Here is a 16,734-nt window from a genome sequence, read left to right as displayed (position 1 = left end):
GGGGATTCCCGTGCGGGGCGGCGAGTTTGCGCCCCGGTGTGGCCGGGACGCCTCAAGACTGTCGCCTCAGGACGGGGCGATGCCATCGATGGCGAGCCTGAGGTGTTTCGGCCCGCGCAAGGCCGAGCCGGGCCGGTATGGAGGCGGATCGGCCGGGAGGCGTGGGTTGCGGAGGCGGCGAGCCAGGGCTGTCAGAGCGGCCTCCGCCTCGAAGCGGGCGAGCGGTGCCCCGACGCAATAGTGCAGTCCCCCGCCGAAGCCGAGATGACGGACTCCGCTCCGATCGGGATCGAAGCGATCGGGCTCCGTGAACACCGCCGGATCGCGGTTGCCCGATGCGAGGAGAAGAACGATGTCAGCGCCCTCCGGGATCGTCACGCCGCCGATGGCGATATCCGTGAGGGCCCGTCGGGTTCGGAATTGCACGGGCGGATCGTAGCGCTGGACTTCCTCGATGAGGCGCGGCGCACGGGCGGGGTCGTCGCGCAGGCGCACCAACTCATCGGGGTTCCGCAGGAGCGCCAGCATGGCGTTGGTGATCAGGTTCACGGTGGTCTCGTGACCCGCCACGAGCATCAGGATCGACGTCGCGATGAGATCGTAATCCCCCATCTGCGGCACGCCCGGAACGCCCGCGACGGCAAGCCCCGACAGCATGTCGTCCTTGGGATGCCGGCGCTTCTCCTTGATCAGGCCCGTCATGTAGTCGGAGATGGTCTCGAAGGTCCGGCTGTTCTCAGAGCGGGCCTCCTTGTCCGCCATGGTGTCGGGTTCGAGCGCCGTGGCGAGTTGCGTCGCCCAGCCGTGAAACTGCGGTTCGTCCTCCGTCGGGATCCCGAGCAATTCGCAGATGATGGTCACCGGCAGCGGATAGGCGAGATCGTCGACGATATCGAAGCTCCGCGACCCGGCATGCTTGTCCAGGATCTCATCGACGAGACCGTGCGAACGGTCGCGCAGCGCCTGGACGCGCGCCTGCGTGAACTCGTGCATCACCGCCCGGCGCAGGGTGTCGTGGTCGGGCGGATCGCGGAAGATGAACGGCCGGTGCGTATCGGTGATCCGATCGCGGATCGGCTTGACGATCCAGTCGGAGATCGGATTGCCGGTCTTCGGCCGGTCGGCCGGCGGCAGGGTCTCGGAGCTGACGCGCGGATCGTGCAGCAACCGGGTGATCGCCGCATGTGTCGCGGCGACGTAGGTGCCGTCGGATTGACGCGATACGGGGGTCTCGCGCAGGCGGGCGAACAGCGGATAGGGATCGACGCGGTTGGCCTCGTCCTTGATCTGTTCGAACAGGGTCGCGTCGCTCATCGATCGTCCTCTCCGGGAAACCCCGGCGTCAGCATGGTCAGGCGACTCTGGTCCACCGCGCCCCCAGGGGGCGGAAACGGCGCCCGGGACGCCACCATCTCGGCATAGGCCGGAAGCCAGCGTACGGAATCGAAGGAGACGGCCGCGATGCAGCGACCTGCGCGGCCGTATAGGGCGAGAAACCGGCCGGTCTTCGGGTCGCCCTGGGCGATGACGAGGCCGTCCGCCCCCTCCGTCAGTCCGACGGACTTGATCGTCAGTCCGCCCTGAGAGGACCAGAAGGCCGGTACCTCGGCGTAGGCTTCGCCGGTCCCGCGTCCCACGAGCAGACGTGCGGCGTGGGCGCCTTGCGCCGCGGCATGCCCCCAATGCTCGAGGGCGACAAAGCGCCCGTCGTAGAGGGGGTGGGGAAAGCGCGCCACGTCGCCAGCGGCCGCGATCGCCCGGTCGGGGCGACCTTCCGCGTCGAGGACGTATCCGTCCGCGTCGCAATCGACTCCCCCCTCGTCGAAGGCGAGGCCCGAACCGGCGAGCCATTCGGTGTTGCGGATGGCCCCCAAGGCCACCACCACGCACCCTGTCTCCAGCGTCCGTCCGTCCGCGAAGCGCGCACGCACCACATGGCCGGTGCCGTCGTCCTCGAACGCCTCGACCTCGCTGCCGAAGCGCAGATCGACACCGCGCGCCTCGTGTAGGGCCGCGACGACGGAGCCGAGGTGGACGCCGAGGATTGCCGCCAGGACCGTCGGGCCGGTCTCCACCAGGGTGACCGGCAGATCGAGGTCACGGCAGGCGGCGGCGACCTCACAGCCGATGAATCCGCCGCCGACGACCAGGACACGCTCGGGCCGTGCCGCGAGCGCGGAGCGCAGGGCCGCCGCGTCGTCCCGCCCACGCAGGGTATGAATCCCCGCGAGGTCGCGTTGCGCTGCGTCCGGCCAGGGTCGTGGCCGGGCACCCGTGGCGATGAGAAGGCGATCGTAGGCGATGCGCTCACCGCCTTCGAGATCGATGGTCCGCCCAATCCTATCGAGGTTGGTGACGGCCGATCCGAGACGCCACTCGGCATCGAGCGGTTCGAGGATCGGAAGGGTCGTGGCACCGGGCGCCACCGAACCGCCGAGGACCTGTTTCGACAGGGGTGGACGGTCGTACGGCCGGTGGGGCTCCGCGCCGACGATGGTGAGGCGGCCGGCAAAGCCTGCCTTGCGGGCGGCTTCCGCCCCGCGCAATCCGGCCAGCGACGCACCCACGACGACGAGGTGATCCTGGTTCACGAGCGGCCGCTTCCGGCATCCTCGACGAGGATCGCCTGGACCGGGCACGCGACGCGGGCGCGCTCGATCGATTGGCGCGCCGCCGCCGACGGCGCCGGATCGTAGTGAAGCGCCTCGGCCCCGTGCAGCACGAAATGCTCAGGCGCCGCGTAGCAGCACTGAGCGTAGGCTTGGCACAGATTCAGATCGACGCTGACCCGCAGCCCGCCGGCTGCGCGCGAGGGATCGGGGCTCGGCGAGGTGCCGATGCGGTCGTGGTTCGAGTCGGGCATGCAGGCGCAATGCCCACGGTGGTTCACCGGTTCCGCACTGCACGCGCGTCACAGCGTCCGACGCATGATTCCGGCTACCGGCGCTCGTGCGGAAAGGGCCGAATCTACGATCTCGAGCCGGCATGCGGTGTCGAAAAGGACCCTGCCGCGTCGGCAGCTGATGCATCGGTGCAACAGATGGGCGACGCTCGCCGAGGGTGACCACGTTTCTCTTGTAACGTTATTCCGTTCGCGCAATGAAACAACATAACATTTATCGTGCGAGGCGTGATGCGGTCCGGTTTCTCGAAGAGCATGCTCGCAGGAACGGTCATCGCCGGTGCTGGCCTCGCGTCCTCCGGTGCCATGGCCCAGCAGGCCGAGACGACGCTGTCCGAACTCAGCGTCACATCCCCGAGCCCCATCGTCCCCCTTCGCGGCAACGGCTTGGCTACCGCGCCGCCAATCGGGATCCTGCCGGTAGCGACCAACACCTTCTCGCCCGTCACCGTGGTGACCGCCGACCAGATCGCCCGCGATCAGCCTCGGACCCTGGGCGACGCCCTCGCCGACCGGCCCGGGATCTCGGCCTCGACCTACGCGCCCGGCGCCGCGAGCCGTCCGATCATCCGCGGCCTCGACAACAACCGGGTCCGGATTCAGGAAAACGGCGTCGGCATCCAGGACGTCTCGGAACTCGGCGAGGATCACGGCGTCCCCATCAATCCGCTGGTGGCCAATCGGATCGAGGTGATCCGGGGGCCGGCGTCCCTCCGGTTCGGCTCCCAGGCCATCGGCGGGGTGGTCAGCGTCGAGAACAACCGCGTCCCGACCTTCGTCCCCGAGCGCGGCATCTCCGGGTCGGCAACCACGGGGTATTCCACCGTCGACAACGGTCGTCTCGGCGCCGTCACGGTGGATGCCGGAGCGGGCAACGTCGCGGTTCACGCCGACGGGTTCAGGACGGCGGCGGACAGCTACGCCACGCCGCTCGGCATCCAGCGCAACTCCGCCAACGAGTCCCAGGGCGGCTCCGTCGGAATGTCGTTCATCGGCGACCGTGGCTTCGTCGGCCTGTCCTACAGTCACTACGATGCGCTCTATCAGATCCCCGGCGGTTCGGCGGCGGAGAACCGCACGCGCCTCGATCCGCGGCAGGACCGCCTGCTGGCCCGCGGCGAGTTCCGCCCCCTCGACGGTCCCATCGCGGCGATCCGCTTCTGGGTCGGCGGGTCCGTCTATCGCCACGACGAAACCGGGATCGGCGAGGACGGCCGCGACGGCATCCAGGCCACCTTCAAGAACCGGGAAGCGGAGGCCCGGGTCGAGTTCCAGCACGTGCCGGTCTTCACCGCCCTCGGGACCCTGACGGGGGCGCTCGGTCTGCAAGCCGGACGCCGCACCCTCGGCACCGCCGGCGAGGCGGGTGGCCTGCTGGCGCCGACGGATTCACGCAGCAACGCCGTGTACCTCTTCGAGGAATTGGCCGTGGGCAACGGCCTGCGCTTCCAGGCCGCCGGCCGAATCGAGGGAGATCGCTCCGCGGGCACCGCCACCCAGTTTCCCGGCGACTATCGACCGATCGAGGGCGAGGACCCGCTGTCCTACGGGCGACGCCGCCGATTCGCACCGAAAAGCATCAGCTTCGGTGCGCTGCAGGATCTGCCGTACGGGTTCGTCGCCAGCCTGAATGGGAGCTTCGTCGAGCGTGCGCCGACGGCCTTCGAACTCTATTCCCGCGGGGCCCACGATGCGACGGAGACCTTCGAGATCGGCAACGCCGCCCTGAAGAAGGAACGTGCCCGAACCGTGGAAGCCAGCCTTCGCCGGGCCGAGGGGCCGCTGCGTCTCGACGCCACCGGCTACTACACCCGCTACACCGGCTTCATCTACAAGCGCGACACGGGACGCCGCTGCGGCGACGATTTCGCCTCATGCGGCAGCGACGACGAGTTGCAACAGATCGTCTATTCCCAGCGCAACGCGACCTTCTACGGCGCCGAGATCGGCGCGCAGCTCGACCTCCTGCCCGTGGGCAACGGCTGGGCCGGCCTTGACGCCCAGTACGATTTCGTCCGCGCCCGGTTCGACGACGGCACCTTCGTGCCGCGCATCCCGCCCCACCGTGTCGGCGGCGGCGTGTTCGTGCGCGCCGACGGTTGGTTCGCCCGGGTGAACCTGCTCCACGCCTTCGCTCACACGGAGGTCGCCCCCATCGAGACGATGACGCCGGGCTTCGACGACCTGCGCGCCGAGGTGAGCTACACCAAGCCCCTCGATCCCGTCCTCTACGGTGCCACCGAGGTGACCCTCGGCCTCCAGGGGCGCAACCTCCTCGACGATCGGATTCGCAACTCGGCCTCGTTCAAGAAAGACGAGATCCTGTTGCCGGGCCGCAACCTGCGGATCTTCCTGACGGCGCGCTTCTAATCGATCAGAGGAGTTGTCCCTGACCCTGGTCGGGCATCGTCGGCACCGGCGTCGGGGCTTGATGCGCCGGATCGTGTTCGGCCGGCGGGTCGGACGCATCGTCGTCCGAGGTGTATCCGCAGCGATAGACGATCTCGTCGGGCGGACCGAGGCCGGTGTGGAGCGGGATCGCCACCGTGTCGTCGGAGAAGCGCCAGTGGCGGGTGCCGCGATCCCAATAGAGCCAGATCGTCGTCGGGTGCCCTTGTACCCCGAACACCGCCGCCTTCTTCGACAGGGCCTGGACCGTGCGCGGCGCGTACATCCCCTTCTGACGATAGGCCTCCCGCAGGGCGGGGCCCTGACGGTCCATGAAGGTGTTGCGCACGACCTGAATGGTCGCGCCGGGCTCGGCGAGGAAGCGCTTGAAATCGCCGAGGGAGTGCAGGACGAGTGCCATGGCGGTCACCCTCGATGGAGCCGTGAAAGTTTCGCTCCGACACCGTGTCCGAACTCATCCGCGATGCTGCAGGGCAAGTGTTCCGTTCCTGTGACGCGACATGTCCCGCTGCATGGGGCCAGGTCCGGGTTACCCACAGAAATCGCTGGTTCTACCCATACTTCTCGGCCGGCTGTGGATGCCGCGCGCCGCCGACAATTCGTTCGACCGGAACCGAGCCTTGACCCGAACCGAGCCTTGACCCGAACCAAGCCTTGACCCGAACCAAGCCTTGCCGCGTTGTCGCGGCATGCTGCTCCAGTTCTTCACCGCCCTGCGCGAGGCCAAGGTTCCTGTCACCTTACGGGAATTCCTCACCCTCCTGGAGGCCCTCGACCGCGATCTCGCGGAGAAGCGGGTGGACGCGTTCTACCTGCTGGCCCGGACGGCCCTTGTGAAAGACGAACGCCATCTCGATCGGTTCGACCGGGTGTTCGGCACGGTCTTCCAAGGGCTGGAGACCGTAGGCGCCGCGACGGAGCCCTCCACGATTCCGGAGGAATGGCTGCGCAAGCTCGCGGAGAAATACCTCACCGACGACGAGAAAGCCGAGTTGAAGGCACTCGGCTGGGACAAGCTGTTCGAAACCCTGAAGCAGCGCCTCGCCGAGCAGAAGGAGCGTCACCAGGGCGGTTCGAAATGGATCGGCACCGGCGGGACCTCGCCGTTCGGCGCCTATGGCTACAATCCGGAAGGCATCCGCATCGGCCAGGACGGCAACCGCAACTTTCGCGCGGTCAAGGTCTGGGACAAGCGCGAATTCCGCGACCTCGACGACGGCGTCGAACTCGGCACCCGCAACATGCGGGTGGCCCTACGGCGTCTCCGGCGCTTCGCCCGCACCGGGGCGGCGGAGGAACTCGATCTCGACGGCACGATCCGGGAGACGGCCGCCAAGGGCTATCTCGATGTGAAGTTGCGGCCCGAGCGGCGCAACGCCGTGAAGGTGCTGCTCTTCCTCGACGTCGGCGGGTCGATGGATTGGCATATCGGTCTGGCCGAAGAACTGTTCTCGGCGGCCCGGTCCGAGTTCAAGCACGTGGAGCACTACTACTTCCACAATTGTCCCTACGAGCGGGTGTGGAAGGACAACCGCCGCCGCCACGACGAGACCCTGCCGCTGCTCGAAGTGCTGCGGACCTATCCGGCGGATTACCGTGTTGTGATCGTCGGCGACGCTTCCATGAGCCCCTATGAGATCGCGACGCCGGGTGGCTCCGTGGAGCACTGGAACGACGAATCCGGAGAGGTCTGGCTCGGGCGACTGCTGGACCGGTTTCCGAAGGCGGTGTGGCTGAATCCGGTGCCCGCGGAACATTGGGGCCACACTCAGTCCATCACCATGATCCGCCGGATCCTCGCCGGACGCATGTACCCGCTGAACCTTGAGGGGATCGACGCCGCCATGCGCGAACTGGTGCGTTGACCCGCGATCGCCTTCCCCACGGCGGGTTCGCCGCACTGGTCCCGGAACTCGACGTTTTCGACCTCGGGCGGAGCCTCGCATTCTGGTGCGATGCCCTCGACTTTTCCGTTGTCTATTCGAGGCCGGAGGATGGGTTCGCCTACCTGGAACGGGAGGGTGCCCAGGTCATGCTCAACCGGGTCAACGGCAACTGGTCGGTCGGCGACCTGAAGCGACCGCTCGGCCGAGGCCTCAACCTACAGATCACCGTCGCGGCCCTCGTCCCCGTGCTCGAACGGCTGGCGGCTCAGGACTGGCCGCTGTTCCGGGACGTCCATGACGCCTGGTACCGGGTCGGCGACGTCGAGGCGGGCCTCCGCCAGGTCTTGGTTCAGGACCCCGACGGTTATCTCGTGCGTCTGTGCGAAACCCTCGGGGTCCGGCCGATCGGCCCCTCGTTCAGCCCTGACGCGCCGGCGTCGTCACCGTGAGGCCGTCGAGTTCCGGCTTGATCCGGATCTGGCAGCACAGGCGCGAGGTCGTACGCACGTCCGAGGCGAAATCGAGCATGTCCTGCTCCATGTCCTCTGCCGGCCCGACGATGGCGGCCCATTCGCCGTCGACGTAGACGTGGCAGGTGGCGCACGCGCAGGCGCCGCCGCATTCCGCGTCGATCCCCGGCACGTTGTTTCGGATCGCCGCTTCCATCACGGTCGATCCCACGTCGGCTTCCACGGTCCGGGCCGTGCCGGCATGGTCGACGTAGGTGATCTTGGGCATCGATTGGGGCTCCGGGCTCGTACAACGCGTGTGTGGTCGGTTGTGCGGCGCGAGGTCTGCCTTGAAGGGGCAGGCCTCGGAATGCAAGCGTTCGCCGACACCCGGCGATCATTCCCTCGCTGGCGCCGGCGACCTTTCGCTTACGCGGGACACGCCGCGCCGTTCCATGCCGGACACTGCGGCGGGTTCGCTCGGCTCACACCTCGGCGATCGCCCGCAGGGCCGCGGCGACGGCTCCGGCCAGGGGCGCCAGTGCCGGATCGCCGTCGCTCCGCAACGCATCCTCGACCATCGCGCTCGCCGCCGCCACGGACACGGCGCCGATGCCGAGGGCCGAACCCTTCAGGGTGTGGGCGAGGTCCGCGCGCTCGGCCCGTGTGCGGGCCGGATCGCCGATCTCCGACAGGAGGCGGTGACACTGACCGGCGAACAGCATCAGGAGTTCACGGGCGAGTTCCGCGTCGCCGGACGTCTGCCGGGTGAGGTGATCGTGATCGATGGGCGGCACGGGCACCTTTCGATTCGTCTGCGGCGGCGATGGCCGGGCTTCCCTATCCACAGGCGCGGACGCGGGTTTGGTTTGCGTTTAAGCATTGCGGGCCCATGGATAAAGCCGACGGCGGGAAGCCGGCCCCGGGGCTTGGTAACCATTCCGTTAAGGTTTTTGCGGCGGACGCAGGCGGTCGGGTATCGGCCCCCGGCGCCGGTGTCTAAAGTTCGTTTGATAAATTGGTAAAAGTGTCTCCTTCGCCGGGTGCGGCCGACGCGGGAGAATACGGGTAACGAGGCGTTGCATGGCCACGGAAAAGAAGCTCAAGGATCCGGCGGAGGCAGCCCTGTCCGCGATCGAGCAGGCCCTCAACCTGGACATGCTCACGCCCGACGCGTCCGAGAACCGCGTCGAACCGCGCCTGCCCGACGTCGGTGACGGCGATCCGCTTCTCGATCCGAGTGGTCGTAACCGCCCGCCCCGCCTCGACGAGCCCCTGGCGTCCGACCTTCCGCCGCCGGACCGCGCCCGCCCGCGCCGCGAAGGTGGGCTGCTGCCCCCGGACCGCTCGCTGGTCGCCAACGACGATCGCCAGAACATCGGCATCCTGCAGCAGACCCTGCGGGTTCGGCCTTCTCCGATGCCCTACGTCGTCGCGGCCGTCGCATCGGCCGTGTGGTTCGCGAGCCTTCTCGCCCTGGCCTGGATCCAGTCCGGCGGTGATCTGAAGACCTACGCGCAGGGCCTCACGGCGCTCCAGTCGGCGGTGGCGGCCACCGCCCTCGTCGGACCCGTGGTCCTGTTCTCGATCATGGCGATGCTGGCCGTGCGGGCGCAGGAAATGCGTCTCGTCGCTCGCGCCGTGGGTGAAGTCGCCATTCGCCTGGCCGAGCCGGAGAACTTCTCGACCGACGCCGTGCTGACCATGTCGCAGACCGTTCGCCGCGAAGTGGCGGCCGTGGGCGACGGTGTCGAGCGGGCGCTTGCCCGCGCCGGCGAACTCGAGACCCTGGTGCGTGGCGAGATCGCCACCCTGGAGCGTGCGTACTCGGAGAACGAGATCCGCATACGGTCCCTGGTCGACGAGCTCGTCGCCCAGCGCGAATCCATCGTCGCCAACGCAGAGCGCGTCCGCGGAGCGATCACGGGCTCGCACCAGAACCTGACGCAGGAACTCGACGGGGCCGCAGAGCGGATCGTCGCCGCCGTCACCGGCGCCGGCGAGCGCGTCACCGGCGCCCTCGATGCGCGCGGGCACGCCATCACCACGGCACTCGGCGACCGCGGCGACGCCATCACGTCGGCGCTCGCCCTGGCCGGCGACCGCGTCGTCGGTCTCGTGACCGATCGGGGCGACGACCTCGTCCAACGCCTCGCCGCCACCAGCGAAGGCGTGCGCGGCAGCCTGACGGATGTCGGCAACACGCTGACCCAATCCCTGGAGAGCCGGGCCGAGGAAGTCACCCGCGCCTTCGAGCGCACCGGCGGGCTCCTCACCACGACGCTGGCCACCAACGCCGGCGATGTCGCACGCACCCTCGCCCAGACCGGTGCCGAGGTAATCGAAACCCTGAACCGCGAGGGCAGCGAGGTCCGCAGGACCTTCGAGGAATCCGCCCGCGGGCTCGAGAGCGCCTTCCTGGCGCGCGGCGGTGAGCTGACCGCTCAGTTCTCCACCACCGGCGGTGAGATCACCGCCCGCTTCGCCGAGACCGGCGACGCCTTGCGCGCACACTTCGCCGCCACGGGCTCGACCCTGACCCGGGACATCGCGACCATCGGCGATGGCGTGTCCGATGCCATCCTGGCGCGCGGCCGTGAGGCCGAGGAGCGTCTGGCCCAGGCGACCGGCGGCGTCATCGAGACGTTCGGAGCGCGGGCCGACGCCCTGCGCGACGGCCTGGTTCGTTCCATCGAGGAGGCGACCGCCCTCGTCGACCGCAACGGCGGCGCTCTGGCGGAGCGCATCGATACGGTCACGGGTCGGCTGCGAGAGACCCTGGCGGTCCAGGGCACCGGCATCGCGGACCTCATCGAGGCCCGCGGCCGCGATGCCCAGGCCGGGTTCGCCCTGACGGCCAGCGGCCTCATCGAAACCCTCGATTCCCGCGCCGGATCCGTGCGCGACAGCCTGGCCCGCGCGGTCGAAGGGATCACCGGCGACATCGACGCGCGCGGCGGCGCCCTCGCCGAGCGCATCGAGACGGTGACGGGACGACTGCACGAAACCCTGGCGGTCCAGGGCGTCGGCGTCGCCGAACTCATCGAGACGCGTGGTCGTGAGGCCGAAGCGAGCCTCAACCGGAGCACAGATGGCCTGATCGAGGTCTTCGATGCCCGCAGCGAGACCCTGCGCCAGCGTTTCGTCAGTTCCGTCGACGGCCTCGCGGCCGGCATCGACGCGAGCGGCGGCGCCCTGGCCTCCCGGATCGAGGCCGTGGCTGGCCGCCTGCACGACACCGTCACCGTTCAGGGTGGCAGCCTCGAGAGCGCCCTTGCCCTCGCCGGTGATCGGGCCGGCGGTCTCATCACCGAGCGGACCCACGCGGCGACGGCCGAAGTCGAGCGCCTCTTGGCCGAGCTCGGGCACGCCCTGGAGGCCCGCACCGGTCAGACGGTTTCGGCACTCCAAGCCACCGCCGCGACACTCGATGGTCAGTTCGGGGCCCAGACCCTGGAGGCGACCGAGACCCTGCGCCGCAGCGCCGAAGAGATCACCGTCGCGCTCGGCGCCTGCGCGGCCGAGGCCGCACGATCCCTGCGCCGCTCCGCCGCCGGCGCCACGGGCGAACTCGAAGCCCGCACCGTGGAGGCCGTCGAGATCTTCGAGCGCCGCCTCGCCGCCAATGCCAATGCGCTGTCGAGCCGGACCGAACAGGCCGCCGCCCTGCTCGGCCAGCTCGCCGAGGGCACCGGTGACACCGTCGCCGGCCGCACCGAAGCCTCCGTGGCGGCCCTGCGCCGGACCCTCGAGGAAATCAACGCCGAGTTGGCTGCGCGCGCCGACGAGGCCGCCGGCGTCATCGATCGCGCCGCTCAGGGAATCGGTGGCAGCCTGGAAGCCCGCGTTCGCGACGTCGAAGTCGCCTTCGGCAACCACGGCCGAACCCTCGGCGAGCTCATCGCCGCCCACACGCACGACGCCCATTCGCAGCTCACCCTGGCCGGCCGCGACATCACCCTCGCCATCACCGCCCAGAGCGCACGGGTCAGCGAGGCCCTCGGCGCATCGGGCGAGCGCTTCGACGAGACCACGAAGGCTCGGGCCGATGCCATCGAAACGGTCTTCACCGATCGCCTCGCCGCGCTTCAGGACACCATCGCGCGGGGTGACATCATTGCTGAGCGCATCGCCCGCGATACGACGTCCCTGTCGCAGAGCGTCGGCGGCCAGCTCGAGGAGATGGACCGGATCATCTCCGTGCGCGGCCAAGCCGTGGCCGAGACCATCGCCGAGCGCACCCGGGAGGCCCGCGAGGCAGTGGAGACCCAGCTCGGTGCCCTCGAGGAGCGCGGCATCAAGCGCACCGCCGAGATCGGCGAGACCTTCTCGCACCTCATCACCCATATCGACGGCCAGCTCGGCTCGCGTGCCACCGCCCTCAACGAAGCCTTGATCCTGCGCACGGCCGAGATGGCGCGGATCATGACCGAGGGTGGACGCGACCTCGTCGAGACCCTCGACGCCCGCGCCGATACCATGGCGCAGGACATCGCCGCCCGCAGCCTCAGCCTCGGTGATACCCTCGGCGCGCGCGCGACCGAGATCACCAGCCACCTCGACGTCCAGACCCGGGAACTGGTCCAGCGCCTCGATGACGGCGCGACGCGCTTCGATTCGGGCATTCTGACCCGCCTCGAAGTGATCAGCGCCACCCTGGAAGAGCGCGGCCGCCTCATCGACGAAGCCTTCGGCACCCAGGCCCTGGAGGCGATCCGCCTCATCGAGAGCCGCACCCGCGCGGTGGACGAAGACCTCGCCGCCCGCACCCGCGAACTCGTCGACATGATCGTCGAGCGCACGGGTGGAGCCAATGCGGCCCTGTCCCAGCAGGCCCAGAGCCTCCGCGACGCCTTCTCCGAGCGGACCGATCACCTCGTCAGCCTTATCGACGAGCGCACCGCCGCCATGGGCAGCGAGCTCGACGAGAAGGGCCGTGCCGTGTTCGGAGCCCTCGGGGGTCGCATCACCGAGCTCGCCCGCCTGCTCGATTCCGGCACCAACGCCCTCGGCACCCTCCTGGAGACCCGCGGCGAGACCATCCTCGCTCGCCTGCGCGAAGTCGTGGCGGAAGCAGACCGGCTTCTCGGCGAAGGCGAAAACCGTCTCGGGCGCACCCTCGACGGGCGCACCCTCGACATCAGCTCGCTCCTCGACGAGGGCGTGCGTACGGTCCACCAGCTCCTCGACGATCGCACGGGCGAGATCCGCGCGCTTCTCGACAGCCATGCCCAGGTCCTCGGCACGAGCTTCGAGGATCGCCTGGCGCCCTTGCAGGACAACCTCGACCAGCGCGGCCGCCGCCTCGTCGAGACCATCGAGGCGAGCCTCGGCAGCGCCGCGGGCGCCGTGGATGCCCGGACCCAGGCCATCGCGGCCCTTTTCGACGAGCGTATCGGCCATCTGGACGAGGTCGTGGAGCAGCGCGGCGCAGGCCTCGCCGATGCCGTCGAGGCCCGCACCCAGGCCCTCGCGACGACGTTCGACGCCCGTCTCGGCCAGCTCAACGCCATCGCGAACCAGGACGACTCGAGCCTGATCGCGGCCGTCGAGCAGCGCATCGCCGCCCTCGGCAGCCTGTTCGACAGCCGCATCGGTGAGCTCGACAGCCTGGTCGAGCGCCGCACCGGCGGCTTTGCCGAGTCGGTGGACGGCCGTGCCCGCGATCTCGCCGCGCTGTTCGATCACCGCATCGGTCTCCTCGGACAGATCGTCGAAGGACGTGGCGCCCAGGTCGCCGACGCCATCGACGCCCGTACGAAGACCATGGCCACGCTCCTGGACGAGCGTCTCAGCGGCCTTGATGCCCTGGTGGACGGACGCGGCGCGCAGGTGTCCCAGGCTCTCGACGAGCGCACCCGCGCCCTTGCGAGCCTGTTCGACGAGCACCTCGGCGGTCTCTCGGATCTCGTGGACGGTCGCGGCCGCCAGATCGGTCAGGCCCTCGATACCCGCACGGAGGCGCTCGCTGCTCTGTTCGACGGCCGGATCGAGCAGATCAACGCCCTGGTCGCACAGGATGCCGGCGGCTTCGCCACGGCACTCGAGGGGCGTGTTCAGTCCATCTCCGCCTTGTTCGACGCCCGGATCGGCGAGCTCGACACCCTCGTGGAGCGCCGCAGCGGCGGCCTCGCGGAGAGCGTGGACGGCCGGACCCGCAGCTTGGCGGCCATGTTCGATCACCGGATCGACCTCCTCGCCCAGATCGTGGACGGGCGCGGCGCACAGGTCACCGACGCGATCGACGCGCGCACCCAGACGCTGACGACGCTGTTCGACACCCGCCTCGGACATCTCGACGACCTGGTCGAGGGACGCGGCACGCGCTTGGCCGAGGCCGTCGACATCCGGACCCAGGGCCTGCGCGCCCTGTTCGACGAGATGCTCACGGCCCTCGACGGTCTCGTCGACAGCCGCGCCGAGACGCTGACCGATCGGATCGATGCCCGCACCCAGGCTCTCGTCGGACTGTTCGACGAGCGCATGAAGGCCCTCGACGGGCTGGTCGGTGAGAGTGCCGGTTCGCTCACCGATCGGGTCGAGGAGCGCACCCGCACCCTCGCGGCCCTGTTCGACGAGGGCCTCGCCCGCCTCGATGGAGTTGTGGAGAGCCGTTCCGGCGCCCTCACCCTCCAGGTGGATACCCGGACCCAGGCCCTCGCGACGGTGTTCGACGAGCGCCTCGGCGCCCTGGATTCGCTGATTTCCGGTCGTGCCGCCGGCCTGGCCCGGACCATCGAAACGCAGGGCGCGGCCCTCACCCAGGCCGTCGATGCCCGCAGCGAAGCCTTCACCAGCCGTATCGACAGCCGCATGAAGGTGTTCGCCTCCCTGGTCGCGTCGCGTGGCGACGCCCTGGCCGCTGCCTTTGACGATCGTCAGGACGCCTATGCGACCCTGGTCGACGAGCGAAGTGCCGCCATGCTGTCCGCCTTCGACGAGCGGGTCGGTCGTCATGCCGCCGCCGCCGAAGCCCATGCCGCCGCCCTTGCCTCAGCACTGGATCAGCGCAACGAGGCCGTCGCGGCCCTCATCGACGGTCGCAATGCGACGATGACGGAAGCGTTCGACCGCCGTTCCACGGCGCTCGCCGCCCTCGTCGAGGCACGGGGCCAGTCCTTGGCCCAGCGCCTCGCTGCGAGCGCCGAGACCATCACCCGCGCCATCGAGGAGCGCGGCGGCAGCCTCGTCGAGACCCTCGACGGACGCGGTTCGCACGTGATCGAGGCTCTCGCGGCACAGTCCGATCGCCTCCGCGCCGTCGTCGATGGCCCGGCCGCATCGTTGGTCGAAGCTCTGTCCGAGCGAGGCCAAGCCCTCGAGCGGGCCCTCGCCGAGACCGGCACACCCCTCGTGGAGGCGATCCGCCAGCGTACGGACGAACTCGAAGCCCGTTCGCAGGCCTCGGCCGAAGCTCTGCTGGCGACCATCGACGGGGGCGCCTCGCGCGCCATCGCCACCCTCACGCAGGCCAACGACGCCCTGCGTCACGACGTCGGCAGCGTCCTGCAGCGTGTCGAGGGCGCCAATGCGGCCCTGGCCGAACTCCTGGCGGGGGCGGGCGAAAACCTCGGCGCCATCGAGACGGGTCTCGCGGCCCGCATCGAGCAGGTCCAGGAAGCCCTGGGCGCCATCGCCAGCGAGACCGAACGGGCGAGCCGCGGCGTCGCCGAGCAGGTCGACGAGCTCAAGTCCGTCGCGCAGGGTGCCCTGCGTGATGCGGCCGAACTCGCCGCGTCGCTCGACGCCAGCGGCCGGTCCCTGGGAGATCTCGGACGGACCCATGCAGCGGCCCTCACGGGCGCGGCCGGATCCCTTGAGACGGCCGAAGGTCGCCTCTCCGAGGTTCTGGCGGCGCGCGGCGGCGCCATCGAGGGCGTGCTCGCCCGGATCGACGAACGCTCGGGTTCCCTGGAAGCCGAGACCGCCCGTTTCGATGCACTGATCGAGCAGACCCTGCGGACCGCGGAGGAGCGAGCCCGCGCCATCGGCACCGGTCTGGCCGAGACTGCGAAGGGCGCCGGCGCCCGTGTCGTCGAGGCGTTCGAGGGCCTGCGGTCTGGCGCCGACAGCGAGGGCGAGCGGACGGCGCAGGGCGTGCGTGCCGCCATCGACGCGGCGTCCCGCGAGATGACGGCGGTGTTCGAGACGGCCTCGGGGCGCTTTGGTGATTCCGTGGCCGGCCTGCGCGAGATGGCGAGCGAAATCCGCCGCGAGCTCGACGCCACCCGCGCCGAGATCCAGCGCGGTGTCCTCGACCTGCCGCGCGAGACGCAGGACGCCACCGGCGAGATGCGCCGGGTCGTCTCGGATCAGATCAAGGCCCTGGGCGAGCTGACCACCCTCGTCGCCCGCACCGATCGCGGTGTCGATGTCGCCCGGCCGTCCGCGGCTCCGCCCGCTCCGGCGCCGGTTGCCCCAGCCAAGGCACCGGTCTCTCCCGCACCGGTCGCCCCCGCTCGGACACCCGCTGCGGCCGCGCCGAAGCCGGGGCAGACCATGACCATCGTGCCGGCACCCGCCGGTCGGCCCGCCAACGTTGCCGCCCGCACGGGCGAGGCACAGCGTGCGCAGGCCAACGGTGCCAAGGCGGGAGACCGTGGTTGGCTCTCGGACCTCCTGACCCGAGCATCCCTCGATGATGATGGCGACGAGTCCGAATCCGAATCTCAGGCCACCGCCGGAACCAAACCTTCACCGGAGAAGGGGTCCCCCGAGGCCAAGGCGGCGGCCGAGCGTGGGCGCACGGCTCTGGAGACCATCTCGGCCGACATCGCCAAGATGATCGACCACCGCACGGCCGTGGATCTGTGGGAGCGCTATCGCCGGGGTGAGGCGAACCTGTTCGACCGCCGCATCTACACCGCGCAGGGGCGCCAGACCTTCGAGGAGGTCCGCCGCCGCTACGCCGGGGATGCCGATTTCCGACGCACCGTGGACCGCTACGTCGCGGAGTTCGAACGCCTGATGGCGGACGTTTCCAAGAACGACCGCGATTCGAAGCGCGCCGACGCCTACCTCACCTCGGAGACCGGCAAGGTCTACACGATGCTGGCCCATGCCAGCGGACGCTTCGACGGAGCGTAGG

The 16,734-nt window shown here is 69.7% G+C and carries 10 protein-coding genes; 4 read left to right on the top strand and 6 right to left on the bottom strand.

Annotated elements, in window-relative coordinates:
• Nucleotides 1-66: 66 nt before the first annotated feature.
• From ASG60_RS04840 to ASG60_RS04830, 3 genes are read right to left on the bottom strand one after another with little or no spacing between them, the layout of a single operon-like run.
• Nucleotides 67-1,314, bottom strand: a complete 1,248-nt coding sequence (locus ASG60_RS04840) for a cytochrome P450 (protein WP_056384387.1) — start codon at nt 1,312-1,314, stop codon at nt 67-69.
• Nucleotides 1,311-2,591, bottom strand: a complete 1,281-nt coding sequence (locus ASG60_RS04835; RefSeq protein WP_056384386.1) for an FAD/NAD(P)-binding oxidoreductase — start codon at nt 2,589-2,591, stop codon at nt 1,311-1,313. The genes ASG60_RS04840 and ASG60_RS04835 overlap by 4 nt, the downstream gene beginning before the upstream one ends.
• A complete protein-coding gene (locus ASG60_RS04830) occupies nt 2,588-2,794 on the bottom strand; it encodes a ferredoxin (protein ID WP_244472917.1) in 207 nt (68 codons plus the stop codon). Before ASG60_RS04830 ends, ASG60_RS04835 begins: the two co-directional genes overlap by 4 nt.
• 363 nt (nt 2,795-3,157) lie before the next feature.
• On the opposite strand from ASG60_RS04830, the gene ASG60_RS04825 reads away from it, so the two are divergent.
• Nucleotides 3,158-5,272, top strand: a complete 2,115-nt coding sequence (locus tag ASG60_RS04825; protein ID WP_056384406.1) for a TonB-dependent receptor — start codon at nt 3,158-3,160, stop codon at nt 5,270-5,272.
• Between the two features lie 4 nt (nt 5,273-5,276).
• Here ASG60_RS04825 and ASG60_RS04820 read toward each other — a convergent pair whose 3' ends face one another.
• Nucleotides 5,277-5,711 carry a hypothetical protein gene (locus ASG60_RS04820; RefSeq protein ID WP_056167519.1) on the bottom strand — a complete coding sequence of 145 codons (435 nt, stop codon included), beginning with the start codon at nt 5,709-5,711 and terminating at the stop codon, nt 5,277-5,279.
• A 289-nt stretch (nt 5,712-6,000) separates the two neighbouring features.
• Between ASG60_RS04820 and ASG60_RS04815 the strand changes: the two genes are divergently transcribed.
• Together ASG60_RS04815 and ASG60_RS04810 are read left to right on the top strand one after the other, a co-directional pair.
• Nucleotides 6,001-7,176: a VWA domain-containing protein gene (locus tag ASG60_RS04815; protein WP_056384385.1), complete on the top strand. Its 1,176-nt coding sequence runs from the start codon at nt 6,001-6,003 to the stop codon at nt 7,174-7,176.
• On the top strand, nt 7,173-7,646 hold the full coding sequence (locus ASG60_RS04810) for a VOC family protein (RefSeq protein WP_082531610.1): 474 nt from the start codon (nt 7,173-7,175) through the stop codon (nt 7,644-7,646). Before ASG60_RS04815 ends, ASG60_RS04810 begins: the two co-directional genes overlap by 4 nt.
• Here the strand turns inward: ASG60_RS04810 and ASG60_RS04805 are convergent.
• Both ASG60_RS04805 and ASG60_RS04800 read right to left on the bottom strand, forming a co-directional pair.
• Entirely contained in the window at nt 7,615-7,935 is a 321-nt protein-coding gene (locus ASG60_RS04805; protein ID WP_056384384.1) for a 2Fe-2S iron-sulfur cluster-binding protein, read from the bottom strand. The two genes, ASG60_RS04810 and ASG60_RS04805, sit on opposite strands and share 32 nt — an antisense overlap.
• Nucleotides 7,936-8,131: 196 nt before the next feature.
• Complete coding sequence (locus ASG60_RS04800) at nt 8,132-8,443, bottom strand: Hpt domain-containing protein (RefSeq protein ID WP_056384383.1); 312 nt, start codon at nt 8,441-8,443, stop codon at nt 8,132-8,134.
• A gap of 286 nt (nt 8,444-8,729) precedes the next feature.
• Between ASG60_RS04800 and ASG60_RS04795 the strand changes: the two genes are divergently transcribed.
• Nucleotides 8,730-16,733 (top strand): hypothetical protein, encoded by an 8,004-nt coding sequence (locus tag ASG60_RS04795; protein WP_056384382.1) that lies wholly within the window; start codon nt 8,730-8,732, stop codon nt 16,731-16,733.
• The last annotated feature ends 1 nt before the right edge of the window (nt 16,734 follow it).

This window comes from Methylobacterium sp. Leaf469 (assembly GCF_001424745.1).
In the GTDB taxonomy this organism is placed as follows: domain Bacteria; phylum Pseudomonadota; class Alphaproteobacteria; order Rhizobiales; family Beijerinckiaceae; genus Methylobacterium.
The sequence above is the reverse complement of the archived record's forward strand: the minus strand, read 5'-3'. Positions and strand labels throughout refer to the sequence as shown.